This window comes from Janthinobacterium rivuli, assembly GCF_009208735.1.
GTDB lineage: Bacteria > Pseudomonadota > Gammaproteobacteria > Burkholderiales > Burkholderiaceae_D > Janthinobacterium.
In genome coordinates, this window is record NZ_WFLJ01000004.1 from 254217 (window position 1) to 269601 (window position 15385).

14 protein-coding genes and 1 tRNA gene are annotated in these 15385 nt (G+C 64.6%); 7 read left to right on the top strand and 8 right to left on the bottom strand.

The window, feature by feature from the left end:
- Positions 1–287 precede the first annotated feature (287 nt).
- From fur to GCN78_RS07290, 7 genes are all read left to right on the top strand, one after another.
- Positions 288–725, top strand: coding sequence for a ferric iron uptake transcriptional regulator (gene fur, locus GCN78_RS07260; protein ID WP_076566678.1), 438 nt, complete (start codon positions 288–290; stop codon positions 723–725).
- A gap of 69 nt (positions 726–794) precedes the next feature.
- Positions 795–1160, top strand: a complete 366-nt coding sequence (locus tag GCN78_RS07265; RefSeq protein ID WP_152251096.1) for a MerR family transcriptional regulator — start codon at positions 795–797, stop codon at positions 1158–1160.
- Between the two features lie 59 nt (positions 1161–1219).
- Positions 1220–1810, top strand: coding sequence for an NAD(P)H-dependent oxidoreductase (locus tag GCN78_RS07270; protein WP_193316643.1), 591 nt, complete (start codon positions 1220–1222; stop codon positions 1808–1810).
- Between the two features lie 240 nt (positions 1811–2050).
- Positions 2051–3208, top strand: coding sequence for a SpoIIE family protein phosphatase (locus tag GCN78_RS07275; RefSeq protein ID WP_226939520.1), 1158 nt, complete (start codon positions 2051–2053; stop codon positions 3206–3208).
- 65 nt (positions 3209–3273) lie between these two features.
- Entirely contained in the window at positions 3274–3831 is a 558-nt protein-coding gene (locus GCN78_RS07280) for a SiaB family protein kinase (RefSeq protein WP_034756676.1), read from the top strand.
- 22 nt (positions 3832–3853) lie between these two features.
- Positions 3854–4252 (top strand): DUF1987 domain-containing protein, encoded by a 399-nt coding sequence (locus GCN78_RS07285; RefSeq protein ID WP_152251098.1) that lies wholly within the window; start codon positions 3854–3856, stop codon positions 4250–4252.
- Positions 4253–4255: 3 nt separating this feature from the next.
- Positions 4256–5008, top strand: coding sequence for a GGDEF domain-containing protein (locus GCN78_RS07290; protein ID WP_152251099.1), 753 nt, complete (start codon positions 4256–4258; stop codon positions 5006–5008).
- On the opposite strand, the gene GCN78_RS07295 is transcribed toward GCN78_RS07290, so the two are convergent.
- The 8 genes from GCN78_RS07295 to fdnG all read right to left on the bottom strand — a co-directional run bounded on the left by GCN78_RS07295 (position 5005) and on the right by fdnG (position 15221).
- Positions 5005–5718, bottom strand: coding sequence for a substrate-binding periplasmic protein (locus GCN78_RS07295; protein WP_226939517.1), 714 nt, complete (start codon positions 5716–5718; stop codon positions 5005–5007). The genes GCN78_RS07290 and GCN78_RS07295 overlap by 4 nt on opposite strands.
- A 168-nt stretch (positions 5719–5886) precedes the next feature.
- A tRNA-Sec gene (locus GCN78_RS07300) sits at positions 5887–5982 on the bottom strand.
- A gap of 12 nt (positions 5983–5994) precedes the next feature.
- Positions 5995–7950, bottom strand: a complete 1956-nt coding sequence (selB, locus tag GCN78_RS07305) for a selenocysteine-specific translation elongation factor (RefSeq protein ID WP_152251100.1) — start codon at positions 7948–7950, stop codon at positions 5995–5997.
- Positions 7947–9356 carry an L-seryl-tRNA(Sec) selenium transferase gene (selA, locus tag GCN78_RS07310; RefSeq protein WP_152251101.1) on the bottom strand — a complete coding sequence of 470 codons (1410 nt, stop codon included), beginning with the start codon at positions 9354–9356 and terminating at the stop codon, positions 7947–7949. The genes selB and selA overlap by 4 nt, the downstream gene beginning before the upstream one ends.
- The gene (gene fdhE, locus GCN78_RS07315) at positions 9353–10408 is read right to left on the bottom strand and encodes a formate dehydrogenase accessory protein FdhE (protein ID WP_152251102.1); all 1056 of its coding nucleotides are present in this window, start codon (positions 10406–10408) and stop codon (positions 9353–9355) included. The genes selA and fdhE overlap by 4 nt, the downstream gene beginning before the upstream one ends.
- A 146-nt stretch (positions 10409–10554) precedes the next feature.
- On the bottom strand, positions 10555–11226 hold the full coding sequence (locus tag GCN78_RS07320; RefSeq protein ID WP_152251103.1) for a formate dehydrogenase subunit gamma: 672 nt from the start codon (positions 11224–11226) through the stop codon (positions 10555–10557).
- Positions 11216–12136 (bottom strand): formate dehydrogenase subunit beta, encoded by a 921-nt coding sequence (gene fdxH, locus GCN78_RS07325; RefSeq protein ID WP_070290616.1) that lies wholly within the window; start codon positions 12134–12136, stop codon positions 11216–11218. The genes GCN78_RS07320 and fdxH overlap by 11 nt, the downstream gene beginning before the upstream one ends.
- Positions 12137–12149: 13 nt before the next feature.
- The gene (gene fdnG, locus GCN78_RS07330; protein ID WP_152251104.1) at positions 12150–15221 is read right to left on the bottom strand and encodes a formate dehydrogenase-N subunit alpha; all 3072 of its coding nucleotides are present in this window, start codon (positions 15219–15221) and stop codon (positions 12150–12152) included.
- Positions 15222–15385: the final 164 nt, after the last annotated feature.

Here is a 15385-nt window from a genome sequence, read left to right on the forward strand (position 1 = left end):
TCAAATAGTGCTAGATGGCATCACTAGAGGGATTTTTTCCTTTGCCCAGGTCAAGAAAATGCGGCATTGCAGCGTGAGCGCTTGCATGCCCCCATTCCGGCGGCCAGCCGGCCGCGCAATGCTGGGACAAATTGCGCGCCGCGCAATCGCCACTTGCGCCGATGTCACTGGATTGCCGCCGGCCCGCGCGGCATACTACGTTTCGTTCGCACATGAGAATGGTAATGATTATCATTTGCGATATAATGAAGGACCTCGCTCGGCGATTACAAAAAGGAATGGGAGACATGGATATATTGAGGGAACTGCGTGAATCGGGCTTGAAAGTGACCATCCCCCGCTTGCGGATTCTGCAGCTGTTTCAAGAAGGCGGCATCAAGCACCTGAGTGCGGACGATGTCTACAAACTCTTGCTGGCCGAAAAGATCGACGTGGGCCTGGCCACCATCTACCGCGTGCTGATGCAGTTTGCCGAAGCGGGCATTCTGTTTCGCCGGCATTTCGAATCGGGCCACGCCGTGTTCGAACTGAACGAAGGCCAGCACCACGATCACCTGGTCTGCACGGGTTGCGGCAAGGTCGATGAATTCGTCGACGAAGGCATTGAATTGCGCCAGAACGAGATCGCCGCCGAGCGCGGCTTCGTGCTGCACGAACACGCGCTGTCGCTGTACGGCACCTGCGCCGAGTGCACGGCGAAGAAAATCCCGCCGCGCCGGGCCTGAAGCTGCCTGGGCCGCCAAGGCGCCGCTGCCTTGCGGTAAGATTCGCTCACGCTTGAGAAAGGATCACCCATGTACATCGGAGAAATCGCCCGCCTGGCGGGCACCTCGCCCAAGGCCTTGCGCCACTATGAAGCGCTGGGCTTGCTGGGCGACGTGCGCCGTTCGGGCGCCTACCGCGTCTACACGCAGCAAGACCTGGCGCAAGTCAACCTCATACGCCAGGCGCAGGCGCTGGGCTTCCGGCTGGCCGAACTGCTGCCCATCCTGGCCGGCGACGAGACCGACTGGGCAGCCCTGTCGCAACACATCACCACCAAGCGCGCGCAGGTGCGGCAGGATATCGCCCGCCTGCGCCAGCTCGACGCGCAACTGGCCGACATCGACACGGAAATCCACGACTGCCTGGCGCGCCAGCAGCTTCAAGCGGCCGCTTGACTCTGCCACTAGGGGCAGGCTTTAGCATGCAGGCTGTTCTTTACTGGAAAGCCTGCATCATGCCCACAATAGCACCCAAACGCGTCTTGATCATCCTCGGCCACCCGTCCAGCGACAGTTTCTGCGCCGCCTTGGCCGAGGCCTACGCCGCCACCGCCCGCAGCGAAGGCCACACCGTGCGCGAGCTGCGCCTGGGCCAGCTGGACTTCGACCAGAACCTGCATGAAGGCTACCGCCAGATACAGCCGCTGGAAGCGGACTTGCTGGCGGCGCAGGAAGCCATCACCTGGGCCGAGCACCTGGTGTTCGCCTACCCCATCTGGTGGGGTGGCGCGCCGGCCCTGCTGAAAGGTTTCATCGACCGCGTCTTCCTGCCCGGCTTTGCCTTCAAGTATCGCCCAGGCAAGGCTTTCCCCGCGCAGCTGCTGAAGGGCCGCACGGCGCAGCTCCTGGTGGCGATGGACACGCCGCCCTGGTATTTCCGCTGGGTCTACCGCATGCCGGGCATTCACCAGCTGCGCAAGACGACGCTGGAATTTTGCGGCGTCAAGCCCGTCAAGGTGGCCAGCTTTGGCCCCATGATCCATTCCACCGAAGCGCAGCGGACGCGCTGGCTGGAACAGGCGCAGGCGCTGGCGCGGCGCCTGTAAGCCCGGCAACGGCTTGCCATGCAGCCATCTTGCATACGGTTTTGACAAGCCGGTAATCAAGCCGTCATATTCACCGGCTACCATGATGATATTGCCTGTTTGTCAGTCGCCTTGCTCTCGCGACAACAAGGGTCCGATCGTCATGTAAAGGTAGCCGCTGTGGAGTTCAACGCTTCTCGATTGCATCTTCCCCGTTATCGCACGTCCGTGGCGTCTGATCTGTGCATTCCCACGGAATCCGTGCAGGCCGATGCCAGCAACTTCGCCGTGCTGGAACTGTTCACGGAACGACGCGACATGATGAGCCTGCCCGTCACGGAGCAGCAGAAGCCCATCGGTTTGATCAGCCGCAACATCTTCATGTCGCAGATGTCCAAGCCCTTTTATCACGAGGTGTACGGCAAGAAGAGCTGCATCGCCTTCATGGACAAGGAACCGCTGATCGTCGACGGCGCCATGAGCATCGAAGACCTCACCTTCCGCGCCGTGGAAGCGGGCGAGAAGGCGCTGGCCGACGGCTTCATCATCACCGAGGATGGCGCGCTGGCCGGCGTGGGCTTCGGCTTGCAGCTGATGAACGTGGTGGCCACCATGCAGGCGGAAAAGAACCGCCAGATCATGCACAGCATCGATTACGCCAGCGTGATCCAGCGCGCCCTGCTGCGCACCTCCGATGCGGAGCTGCGCGCCACCCTGCCCGACGCGCACCTGGAATGGCAGCCGCGCGACGTGGTCGGCGGCGACTTCTACTTCTTTGAGCGCCATGCGGGCGGCTGGTTCGCCGCCATCGCCGACTGCACCGGCCATGGCGTGCCGGGCGCCTTCATGACCCTGATCGCCTCGTCGGCCCTGAGCCAGGCCCTGCGCGCGCTGGGGCCGCACGACCCGGCCGCCCTGATCGGCGCCGTCAGCCGCGCCATCAAGACCTTGCTGGGCCAGGACGGCGCCGGCAACGGCGCGGCCACCGGCCACGCCGGCTCGAACGACGGCATGGATTGCGCCTTCCTGTGCTACGACACGGCCAGCGCCAGCCTGCGTTTCGCGGGCGCGAAACTGGCGCTGCACGTGGTCGCGCCGGGCGAGGACAGCGTGCGCGCCATCGACGGCGCGCGCATGGGCGTGGGCTATGTCGACACACCGGCCGCCTACTGCTGGCACAACGAGACGCTGGCCATACCCGCCGGCAGCCTGCTGTTCCTCACCACCGACGGCTTGCTCGACCAGATCGGCGGCGCGCGCGACATCGCCTACGGCAAGCGGCGCATGCGCGAGCAGCTGCTGGCGCGGCGCGACGCCCCGGCCGGCGAGGTGGCGGCGGCGCTGCTGCAGGACAGCGCCGCCTGGCAAGGCAAGCAGCCGCGCCGCGACGACCTGACCTTTTTCTGTTTCCGCCTGTAGTTTTAGCGCCATCGAGCCACCTTATCAACAAGAAACCGGGTCACCGGCTAGCCAGGAGCACGGACGTGCTGTACGAAGAATTCAACGAGTTTTGGGATGTGGCCCGCAAGCGCAACATCATCTTTTTTTACGTGGGCTATTTCTCGCAGCACGTGGTGAACGCCATTTCCGAAACCATCAAGGCGCGCCTCGACACGGCCGGCGCGGCCGGGCCCACGCGGCGGCGCATCTTTTCCTCGTTCATCGAGATGTCGCAAAACATCATGCATTATTCCGCCGACAGCCTGACGCCCGATGCGCAGCTGGACCAGCAGATGCGGCGCGGCTCATTTTGCATCGGCACGCGCGGCGACAGCTTTTTTCTGCTGTGCGCCAATCCCGTCTCGACGGACAACGTGGCGCAGATCCGCGCCCGCCTGGAGCCGCTGCACACCATGACGATGGAAGAAATCCGCCTCGCCTACAAGAAGGCCCTGCGCGAGGAAGCGCCGGCCGACAGCAAGGGCGCGGGCCTGGGCTTTCTTACCATGGCGCGCGACGCCAGCGAGCCGCTGGAATTCGAATTCGTCCAGGATCCACAGGAGCCTGGCCACACCATCTTCTGCATCAAAGCCATCATTTGAAAGAGCCGACTCAGGAAAGCATATGCAATTACCGTCACCACTGTTCATCGCCGCGACCCCGAGTTCGCCCGAAATCGACTTCCGTTTCGAGCAGCACACCCTGTCGATCAAGGGCGAGTCGTATCCGGAAAATGCGGCCGCCTTCTATGGCCCGCTGATCGCCGCCGTGCGCGCCTACCTGGAAGGCTGCCGCGAGAGCGCCATCACCGTCAACGTCTCGCTGGCCTACTTCAACAGCTCCAGCACGAAGATGCTGTTTACCCTGTTCGACACCCTGAACCAGGCGGCCATCGACGGCAACCAGGTGCGCCTGAACTGGTATCACGACGAGGACGACGACACCATCCTGGAATTCGGCCAGGAGTTGCAGCAGGACTTTACGGCGCTCGATTTCCACGACCATCCCGTGCAGGGCAACTAGGGCATGCGCGCCGCCCTCTCCGAGTCCGGCCTGGAACCGGACCTGTTCACCGTGGAAGCGGCGGCGCTGGCCGCCGCGCGCCGCATGCACGCCGATACTCACGCCAGCGGCGAGGCGCAGCGGCGCGTGCTCGGTGAACTGATCCTCCACTACGAACGGCTGATGCGCGAGACGCGGCGCCTGATCGGCCGCAGCGACCGCGCCGAGCGCGACATGCATCTGCTGAACCGCCAGTTGCAGACGCTGGCCGGCCAGCTCGAATACCGCGCCACGCACGACCCGCTGACGGGCGCCCTGAACCGCGGTGCCGTGATCGACCACGCCTCGCGCTGCCTGGCGCAGGGCGACATGGCGCTGATCGTGCTCGATATCGACCTGTTCAAGCAGGTCAACGACGACTTCGGCCACCCGGCCGGCGACGGCGTGATCCAGGCCGTGGTGGACTGTCTGAAGACACTGTTGGGACAGGAGACAGCCATCGGCCGGGTCGGCGGCGAAGAGTTTTCCGTCGTCTGGCCCACCTCCTCGCGCGACGACGCGGCGCAAGTGGCGCAGCGCATCTGCGAAACGGTCGGCCGCCAGCGTCATGCGGCGCCCATCACGCGTGCCATCACCGTCAGCGTGGGCCTGAGCTGGAACCGCGCCGGCACGGCCTTCGAGACGGCCTACAGCCATGCGGACCAGGCTCTGTACCAGGCCAAGCGCGAGGGACGCAACTGCGTGCGCCAGTGGCTGGAAAGCGGAAGCGGGCCCTAGCGCAGCTGTTCGCGCGCCATGCTGCCGTCGCGGCGCATGGCCGCCGCCGCGCGCTGCATGGCCGCCAGCTGCGCCTCGGGAATGTGCCGGTTGCAGGCGAGGTAAGTCTGCACGCGGTTGAACGTCAGCAGCGGCACCACCTTGTGCTCCCACGCCTTGCCCGCAAACGGCTTGCTGCCCACGGCCATGCCGACGGCCCACAGGTCGATGCGCCCCAGCAGCAGCTTTTGCGGATTGAGCCACTCCTGCGTCACGGGCGCCACGCTCAAACCTTGCTGGCGCAGATAATCGTCGCGCGCGTCGCCCAGCACCGTGCCGATCGCCAGGCCGCGCGCATCGGCCAGCGTGCGCAGCGACAGGCCCCGCTCGGCCAGGCCGTACAGCACCCATTCCGCTTCGTTGAGGGGACCGATCCAGCGAAATTGCGCTTCGCGCTCCTGCGTGCGGCTGGTGGAAAAGAGGCAGGTATCACGCTCGCGCAGCGCTTGCGCGTACGCGCGCTTCCACGGCAGCAGCTCGATGCTGTAGGAAAGAGCGGCGCGCGCCATGATCTCGCGCACCTTGAGCGTTTCACGTCCCACGACGACATTGCCTTCCATCATGCTCGACGGCGGCAAATGCTCACCGACGATACGCACGTCCACCGCCGCGGCCCGCGCCGGCATCAGCAGCGCCACTGCCAGCAGCCCTGCCATGCTTGCTTGTTTCATGCTTGCTTTCTTCCACCACAGGGCAGTCCCTGCCACCAGCAGGATGGTATCATCGCCCCCCCGGCGGCCATGGCCAAAGGTTGTCATTTAAGCCATTATTTTTCCGTAACGTGGCTTAGGGCCAACGCCGGGATCATCATGCGAGGGGGAGATGGCGAGAAAAACAAGTGGCGGAAAACAGTAGGAGTCGAACCTACGGGAGAACGTCTGACGCCCTCCACCGGGTTTGAAGCCCGGCCACATCACCGGATGAGTGTGCTTTCCGCGGTGCCTGAGCTAACTGTTGGGCAAGGCCGCTGTGTACGACCACAGCGCTTGCGGGCGCAATAGATGCCCATTGCCAACACGGCGAGTATAACCGACGCGGTCAAAGAATTCCAAGACCTGGATCGCCCGCTTGCGGCCCAGGCCGCTGGCGTCGCGGAAGGTGGCCGCACCGACGGCGCCGGCACCGGACGCCAGGCCATCATCCAGCTCCGCCTTTTCGGCCAGGGTGCGCACCAGTTGCGCCAATTCGGCCAGCGCCGCCTGGTGATAGAACAGGTCGTGCACGACCTGGCTGATCTGCCCTGCCTTGGCCAGTTTGCGCAACAGCCGGCGCGTGTCGTCCTCGGCCAGGCCGAAGTCGCGCGCCAGGTCGCGCGTCCAAGGCGGATCGGCACGCCCCTGCAGCAAGGCCGCCAGCAAGGGCTCGGCCAGCGCCTGCTCTTGCGGCGTCAATTCCACGCTGTGCGTCGGCAAGTGCAGGCTGGCGCCGCGCGCCAGGATGCCGCCCTGCGCCAGCAAGCCTTCGACCAGGTGGCTCCACAAGGCGTCTTCCATCTCCGCGTCGACGATGCGCTTCAGGCGCCACAGTTCCGGTCCCGCCTCGTCGGGCGCGCGCGCGTGGAAGGCTGCCAGTGCGGCCAGCACTCTTTCTTCCAGTACCGCCAGCGCCGCCGGCGCCAGCAGCAAGGCGTCGCCGCCGCGCAGAGCGATGCGCCGCGTGTCGGGCGGCAGCGCCAGGGCGTCCGGCGGCAGCAGGGACAGGCGCACCAGCAGCGATACACGCAAGCCCAGCGGGCTTTGCGCCAGCAGGGCCGCATAGTCGCCGTGCGCGACAAACGCGGCCAGCGCGTCGAGCCACGCCAGCCTGGCCAGGCTGCGGCGCTTGCGCGCGGGGCCGAACGGGTCGAGCACCATGCCGCCGCCCACCGTCTGCGTCGCTTGCGCATTGCGCACGACGAAGCGGTCGCCCGGCACGCCGTGCATGGGTGCGTCGAACACCAGCTGCACCCTGCCCGTCTGCCCCGGCGACAGGGTCTCGCCATCGAGCATGACGGCGCGCGCCAGCTGGTGCGCCGCGCCCAGGTGCACGTGCAGCGGCGACCAGGCTTTCAGCTGCACGCCGGCGTCGGGCAGCAGGGTCAATTCCACGTCGAGGCGCTCGGAGCACTGCGCCAGTGCCGGCGCGACGATCCAGTTGCCCCGCTCGATGCGCTCGCGGTCGATGCCGGCCAGGTTCAGCGCCAGGCGCTGGCCCGCCATGCCCGTTTCGGCCGCGCGGTTCTGGGCATGGATGCTGCGCACGCGCGCCTGCGCGTCGCCGGGCGCCAGCTGCAGCATGTCGCCCACCTGCGCGCGGCCCGCCAATGCCGTGCCGGTGACGATGGTGCCCTGCCCCGACAAGGTGAACACGCGGTCCACGCCGAGGCGGAACAGACGCCGCTCGTCGCGTTGCGGCAGGCTGCGCGCCACCTGCGTCAGGTGCGCCAGCAAGGCCGCCACGCCGGCATCGCCGTCGCGATTGGCGGCCGTGGGAAAGATCGGGCTGCCCGCCAGCGCCGTGCCGGCCAGCAGCGCCTCGATGTCCGCTTCCACCTGCGCCACGCGGGCGCCGTCGGCGCGGTCGATCTTGGTCAGCGCCACGGCGCCGCGCGTCACGCCCAGCAGCTGCAAGATGGCCAGGTGCTCGTGCGTCTGCGGCATGATGCCGTCGTCAGCCGCCACCACCAGCAGGGCAAAGTCGATGCCCGTCACGCCGGAAGCCATGGTACGGATGAATTTTTCGTGGCCCGGCACGTCGATCACGCCCAGCACCGTGCCGTCCGCCAGTGGCAGATAGGCATAGCCGAGTTCAATCGAGATGCCGCGCGCCTGCTCTTCCTTCAGGCGGTCCGTGTGCACGCCCGTCAGCGCGCGCGTCAGGGTCGTCTTGCCATGGTCGATATGGCCTGCTGTGCCGACGATCATGCGGACAACTCGCCGAGCTGCGCGATGAAGGCCGTCTCGTACGCCGCTTCCAGGCAGCGCAAATCGAGCCACAGGGTATCTTGTCCGATGCGCCCGATCACGGGGCACGGCAAGGCGCGCAGGCGCTGTTCCAGCGTGCCCAGGGGGTTGCTCACGCGCGAGCCGGAAGCGCTGCGGATGGCCAGGCCAAAGCTGGGCAGCTGGTCGACGGGCAAGGCGCCGCTGCCGATCTGGCTTTTCATCGCTTCGGCGGTGACCACATAGGCGCTGCCAAGCGCCCCTTGCAGCAGCGGCAGCAGGGTGTCCGCCTGCGCGCGCATGGCGGCGGCGGGACGCGTCAACAGGCGCAAGGTGGTCAGGCGTTCGGCCAGCAAGTCCGGCGCGCGATACAGCTGCAGCACGGGCGCCAAGGCGGCCAAGGTCAGTTTGCCCACGCGCAGTGCACGTTTCAAGGGGTTGCGCTTGATCTTCGCGATCAAATCGGCGCGCCCGACGATGACGCCGCACTGCGGCCCGCCCAGCAATTTATCGCCGCTGAAGGTCACCAGGTCGGCGCCCGCTGCTATGGTTTCGCGCACCGTCGTCTCATGCGGCAAGCCATACTGGGCCAGGTCGACCAGGGTGCCGCTGCCCAGGTCCACGGCCGTCGGCACGCCGCGTTGCGCCGCCAGCGGCACGAGTTCGTCGAGCTCCACGCTTTTCGTGAAACCGGTGATGGCGTAATTGCTGCAATGGACCTTCATCAGGAGGGCCGTGTCTGCATTCACCCCGTTGGCGTAGTCGGCCAGGTGCGTGCGGTTGGTGCTGCCCACTTCGCGCAGCACGGCGCCGGCGCGCGTCATGACGTCCGGGATGCGGAAGGCGCCGCCGATTTCCACCAGTTCCCCGCGCGACACCACCACCTCCTTGCCCTGCGCCAGGGTATTCAACATCAGCAGCACGGCGGCCGCATTGTTGTTGACGATGGTGGCAGCTTCGGCCCCCGTCAGCTCGCGCAGCAGTTCCTCGACCAGGTCGTCGCGGTCGCCGCGCTTGCCCGTCTCCAGGTCGAATTCCAGATTCATCGGCCACTGCAGCGCTTCGACGACGGCTTGCACGGCGTCGTCGGGCAGCAGCGCGCGGCCCAGGTTCGTGTGCAGCACGGTGCCCGTCAGGTTGAAGACGGCGCGCAGCCGCGAGCGCGATTGCGCTTGCAGCCGTTCAGCCATCTGCGCGACGATGGCGGCAAGCGATGCGCCCACTTCGCACACGGCGCCCGCCAGCATGGCCGTGCGCAGTTCGGCCAGCACGGCGCGCGCGCAAGCCAGCGTCTGCACGCGGCCATGGTGCGCGATCAGGTCCAGGCAAGCCGCGTCGCCCAAGATGCGGTCCACCGATGGCAGGCGCACGGTTTGCCCCGTCGTCATGCTGGCTGGCCCTCGCTGCTGTCGCCCTTGCCCAGCCACAGCAACGGATTGCCGCTGGCGCGCTGGTAGCCCGCCTCGCCCACCAGCAGGTCGAGCATCAGGCTGGCCAGGTCGTCGGCCAGCGGCTCGACGTTGTAATCGTGTTCCTGGTTGAAGACCTTGCGGTAGGTATGGCAATCGTCGCAGGTTTCCGCGCGCGCCACCTTCTTCGGATCATTCGCCTTGTTCGGCGATTTGTCGTCCTTCGCCGCGACGGGGTCGAACGGCGCCGCGTCGGCCGCGTCCAGGCCCTGGTAGGCGATCTTGCCATTCTGTTCGCAGGTCGAGCACTTCACGCGCACCATATGCCATTCGCTTTCGCAAATGCCGCAGTGCAGGTAGCGATAGCCCTGCGAGCCGCCGCCGATGCGGATCACGCTGGCGACGGGGTGCGAACCGCAGACGGGGCACAGGGTGCCCGTTTCCAGGTCCGGCACGCGCGCGGCGCGCAGTTCGCTGGCCGACACCGACCATAAAATTTGCAGCGCGGCCGCGACGAACGGCGCATGCATGGGATTGAGGTTGTCGCCGTTTTCATCGAGCACGGCATCGGCGCAGGCGTCCAGCGCTGCCGCGTCGAGCGCGCGCAACTGGGCCAGCACCTGCGTCAGGCCGCCGGACAGGGCCGGCTGGCTTGCCGCCGTGGCGGCCAGTTCATCGAGCAGGCTGGCGAAGATGTCGCGCCAGACGGGCGGGCGGGCGCCGCTGACGGGCAGCACCGGCATGCGGTGCTGGATGGCGCGCCGCAGCGCGTCGGGGTCGGCGGCGGGCACGGCGCCGGGCGCCAGTTTTCCCACCACGGCGGCCTGCGCGTCGGCCAGCGCGGCCATCAGCACCAGGTAACCCTGCATGCCCGCATCGACGGGGATGCCCTTGATCTTGCCCTGCGCCAGTTCGCGCAAGCGCAAGGCGCGCGCCGTAAACAGGCTGGCGGGCTGTGGCAGCAGCAGGCGCGGAATCGCGTTATGGTCCAGGCCTTCGATTTCGCCTGGCTGAAGTATGCGTTGTACCAATGGAGTTTTCCCATCAAAAAAAGCACAGCACGGCCAGCGGGTGTGGCCATGCTGTCAAAGTATTCTAAACGATAAGGAAAACCGGGGTCAGACCCGACGGGTCTGACCCCAGCTTTGCACTCGGGTTAAAGCGTACCCTCCTGCACTTACTTTTCCGTGTTGCGCATCACCGATTCAAACCACTTCGGATGGTGCTTGCGCGCCCATCCATAGGTGACGGTGCCGCGCACCATGGCGCCGATCGAGCCCTTGACCCAGATCGCCGCATAGATGTGCACGATGATGGCGCAGATGATGCCGAACGCACAACCGGCATGCAGCAAGGCGGCAAAGCGCACCACGTCGATCGGGAAATAGAACGCGAAATACGCGCGCCAGATCACGATGCCCGACAGCAGCAACCCGACCATGCAGGCGAGCAGCACGAAGAACAGGATCTTCTGGCCGGCATTGTATTTGCCGATCTTCGGCAGCTTTTCTTCGCGGTTGTTGAGCACGTCGTCCATCTGTTTCAGCCACTGCTTGTCGCCGTCCTCGAACTTGTTGTGGTGCCAGAAGCGCACCACGAGGATCGCGAACGAGACGAACATCACCAGGCCGGCGAATGGATGCAAAATGCGCGTCCATTGCCCGCCGCCGAACAGGTTCGCCAGCCACGCCATCGACGGATGGAACATGGCCAGCCCGGACAGCGCCAGCATGACGAAGGTGATGGCGGTCACCCAGTGATTCGTGCGCTCGTTCGGCTCGTAGCGCTGGATCAGCGGATTGCCATCCTTGTCGCGCAGCTTGCCATCGTGAAGTTCACTATGCTTCATGCTGTTCCTCCCGGATGCGCTTGGCCTCTTCCAGCGCTTCGTGCTCTTCGTCCTTGCTCACTTCGTTCGGACCGACACGCGTGTAGTGGAAGAAGCCTGCCAGCGCCGTGGCAGCCATGCCGGCCACCGCCAGCGGCTTGGACCAGCCCTTCCAGAAGCCCACCATCGGGCTGATGCGCGGGCGTTCCGGCAAGTTCGAATACAGCTTCGGCTTGTCGGCATGGTGCAGCACGTACATCACGTGCGTGCCGCCCACGCCCAGCGGATCGTACAGGCCCGCATTCTCGAAACCGCGCGACTTCAGGTCGACGATGCGTTCTTCCGCATGCACCTTCATGTCTTCCTTGGTGCCGAAAACGATGGCGCCCGTCGGGCAGGTTTTCACGCAGGCCGGTTCCTGGCCTACGGCGACACGGTCCGAACAGAGCGTGCACTTGTAGGCGCGGTCGTCCTTTTTCGAAATGCGGGGCACGTCGAAAGGACAGCCGGCCACGCAGTAGCCGCAGCCGATGCAGTTTTCCTGGTGGAAATCGACGATGCCGTTCGTGTATTGCACGATGGCGCCCGGCGCCGGACAGGCTTTCAAACAGCCCGGGTCCTCGCAGTGCATGCAGCCGTCCTTGCGGATCAGCCACTCGAGGTTGCCGTCGTTGTTTTCGTGTTCGGCAAAACGCATCACCGTCCACGATTGCGGCGTCAGGTCCGTCGGATTGTCATAGGTGCCATGGTTTTCGCCGACTTCATCGCGCAAGTCGTTCCATTCCATGCACGCCGTCTGGCAAGCCTTGCAGCCGATGCATTTCGACACGTCGATCAGCTTGGCCACGGTGCCCGTCACCGGGCTGCGCGCCTGCGGCGGCGTGACCGTGGTGGCGGACAGGCGCCGGATATCTAAGGATTGCAGTGCCATTATTGAGCTCCCATCATGCTTTTTCCACCTTCACGAGGAAGGACTTGAATTCCGGCGTTTGCGAATTCGCATCCCCCACGCCCGGCGTCAGGGTATTGATCAGATACCCCGGCTTGGCCACGCCCGTAAAGCCCCAGTGCAGCGGCAGGCCCACGGTATGCACCTGCTTGCCCTCGATCGTCAAGGCCTTGATGCGCTTGGTGACGACGGCCTTGGCGATGATGTGGCCCCGCTTGGAACTGACGCGCACTTCGCCACCGGCGACGACGCCGATGCTCTTGGCCAGCTCTTCGCCGATTTCGACGAATTGCTGCGGCTGGATGATGGCGTTCAGGCGCGCATGCTTGGTCCAGTAATGGAAATGCTCGGTCAGGCGGTAGCTGGTGGCCACATGCGGATATTCCTCATGCGTGCCGAACATTTTCCGGTCATCGGCGAACACGCGCGCGGCCGGATTGCTGGTCGCTTGCGGGTTTTTCGGATGCATGGGGTTGTAGCCCAGCGGATTTTCGAACGGCTCGTAATGCTCGGGGAACGGCCCCTCGGCCATGGCGCCGCGCGCAAAGAAGCGCGCCACACCCTCGCCCAGCATGATGAACGGCCCCATGCCGTTTTCCGGCGGTTCGTCGACCTTGAAGTCGGGAATGTCGGCCCCGCTCCAGTTCGTGCCATTCCACTCGATCAGTTTACGGGTCGGATCGAAAGCCTTGCCCTTCAGGTCGCACGAGGCGCGGTTGTACAGCACGCGGCGGTTCGCCGGCCATGCCCAGGCCCAGCCCAGGGTCTGGCCGATGCCGGTCGGGTCGCTATTGTCGCGCCGTCCCATCTGGTTGCCCGCCTGCGTCCAGCTGCCGGCGAAGATCCAGCAACCGCTGGTGGTCGTGCCGTCGTCGCGCAATTGCGCGAACGAGGCCAGCTGCTCGCCCTTTTTGACCAGCAGCTTGGTCGGATCCTTCGGATCGTACAAGTCGGCCAGCGCCTTGCCGTTGAATTCGCGGGCGATTTCTTCCGGCTGCGGGTTATGCGGCTGCGCATAATTCCACGTCAGGTTGACGATAGGATCGGGGAACTTGCCGCCCTCTTTCTTGTACATGTCGCGCATGCGCAAGAACAGGCCCGACATGATCTCCAGGTCGCTGCGCGCCTGGCCCGGCGGTTCGGCCGCCTGCCAGTGCCACTGCAAGACGCGCGAGGAACTCACCAGCGAACCGCGCTCTTCGGCGAAGCAGCTGGTCGGCAGGCGGAACACTTCCGTCATGATCTTGGTGGGATCGACTTCGTGGTACTGCCCGTGCGCCTTCCAGAATTCGCCCGTTTCCACGGCCAGCGGATCCATGATGACGAGGAACTTCAGCTTCGACAGCGCTTCCGTGACCTTTTGCTTGTTCGGCGCGGACGCCAGCACATTGAAGCCCTGGCAGATATAGCCCGTCATCTTGCCTTGGTGCATGTTCTCGATGGCTTGCATCAAGTCATACGGCTTGTCGAGTTTCGGCAGGTAGTCGAAGGCGTAGTTATTTTCCGCCGTGGCAAAGTCGCCCCACCATGTCTTCATGAAGCTGACGTGGAATTTGCGGTAATTGCTCCAGTAGCTGAGCTGGTTAGGCCGCAGCGGCTTGGTGGCGCGCGCGGCGATATAGCCGTCGAAATCCTGCTCGGCCTCGTTCGGCAAGGTCATATAACCCGGCAACAGGTTCGACATCAGGCCCAGGTCGGTCAGACCCTGGATGTTCGAGTGGCCGCGCAAGGCGTTCATGCCGCCGCCGGCGATGCCCATATTGCCCAGCAACAGCTGCACCATGGCGCCCGTGCGGATGGTCTGCGCGCCCGTCGAGTGGTGCGTCCAGCCCAGCGCGTACAGGATGGTACCGGCGCGGCCCGGCACGGCGGTCGAAGCCAGGGCTTCCGCCACCTTGTGGAACTTGTCGGCCGACACGCCGCACGTACGTTCGACCATCTCGGTCGTGTAGCGCGCGTAGTGCTTCTTCATCATCTGGTAGACGCAGCGCGGGTGTTCCAGCGTCGGGTCGACCTTGGCATAGCCATCTTCGCCGATCTCGTAATCCCAGGTGGCCTTGTTGGTGTACTTGCCTTTTTCCTTGTCGAAACCCGAAAACAGACCGTCCTCGAACGCATAGTCTTCGCGCACGATGAAGGGCATGTCCGTGTAGTTGCGCACGTACTCATGCTGGATCTTGTCGTTCGTCAGCAGATAATTGATGATCGCGCCGAGGAAGACGATGTCCGTGCCGGTACGCGTGGCGCAGTAGTAATCTGCCACGGATGCGGTACGGGTAAAGCGCGGATCGACAACGATCAGCTTGGCCTTGTTATGCGCCTTCGCTTCCGTTACCCATTTGAATCCGCAAGGGTGTGCTTCTGCTGCATTGCCGCCCATGACCAGGATCACATCGGCATTCTTGATATCGACCCAATGATTCGTCATCGCGCCACGGCCAAACGTCGGGGCAAGACCTGCCACCGTCGGTCCGTGTCATACACGCGCCTGATTATCAAAGGTCAGCATCCCCATGCTGCGCACTGTCTTGTGGGTCAGATACCCGACCTCGTTACTGCCGGCGGACGCGGCAAGCATGCCGGTGGAGAGCCAGCGGTTGACGGTCTTGCCGTCGGCATTCTTTTCGATCAGGTTGGCATCGCGGTCATCCTTCATCAGGCGCGCGATCTTGTCGAGCGCCACATCCCAGGAGATCGGTTGCCATTCCGTGCCGCCCGGTGCGCGGTATTCGGGCACTTTCAGGCGGTTCGGGCTGTGGATGAAGTCGACCAGGCTGGCGCCTTTCGGGCACAAGGTGCCGCGGTTCACCGGGTGATCGGCATCGCCTTCCACGTGGATGATGCTGGAGACGGCGTTTTTCGCGCCATCGCCCAGTCCATACAGCAGGACGCCGCATCCTACCGAACAGTAGGGACAGGTATTGCGTGTCTCGGTCGTGCGAGACAGCTTGTATTGCCGCACTTCCGCCATCGCCTGGCCCGGTGCGAAACCGAGCAGGGCGAGGCTGGAACCAGCAATGGTCGCGCCAGTTACCCGAAGGAACTGGCGCCTGGACATCTGAACCATATTCAGGCCTCTATGATGTGAGTAAATAAAAAGTCATACGGCGTCGTGGTCGTGTCATATCACCAAGATATAAGCACCATGCCTGTGCCGTATGACAGTATTTTACCCCTCAAACTCCGACAAGGCTTAGTCCGCTGGAAAAAATTGCCTTTAGTCAACATTAA

Excerpts from the sequence above, each read along its gene's own strand:
- GCN78_RS07285 (WP_152251098.1), top strand. The coding sequence starts at position 3,854 with ATGCAATTACCGTCACCACTGTTCATCGCCGCGACCCCGAGTTCGCCC.
- GCN78_RS07320 (WP_152251103.1), bottom strand. The coding sequence starts at position 11,226 with ATGAAGCATAGTGAACTTCACGATGGCAAGCTGCGCGACAAGGATGGC.
- selA (WP_152251101.1), bottom strand. The coding sequence starts at position 9,356 with ATGACGACGGGGCAAACCGTGCGCCTGCCATCGGTGGACCGCATCTTG.
- fdxH (WP_070290616.1), bottom strand. The coding sequence starts at position 12,136 with ATGGCACTGCAATCCTTAGATATCCGGCGCCTGTCCGCCACCACGGTC.
- selB (WP_152251100.1), bottom strand. The coding sequence starts at position 7,950 with ATGATCGTCGGCACAGCAGGCCATATCGACCATGGCAAGACGACCCTG.
- GCN78_RS07290 (WP_152251099.1), top strand. The coding sequence starts at position 4,256 with ATGCGCGCCGCCCTCTCCGAGTCCGGCCTGGAACCGGACCTGTTCACC.
- GCN78_RS07295 (WP_226939517.1), bottom strand. The coding sequence starts at position 5,718 with ATGAAACAAGCAAGCATGGCAGGGCTGCTGGCAGTGGCGCTGCTGATG.
- GCN78_RS07265 (WP_152251096.1), top strand. The coding sequence starts at position 795 with ATGTACATCGGAGAAATCGCCCGCCTGGCGGGCACCTCGCCCAAGGCC.
- GCN78_RS07270 (WP_193316643.1), top strand. The coding sequence starts at position 1,220 with ATGCCCACAATAGCACCCAAACGCGTCTTGATCATCCTCGGCCACCCG.
- fur (WP_076566678.1), top strand. The coding sequence starts at position 288 with ATGGATATATTGAGGGAACTGCGTGAATCGGGCTTGAAAGTGACCATC.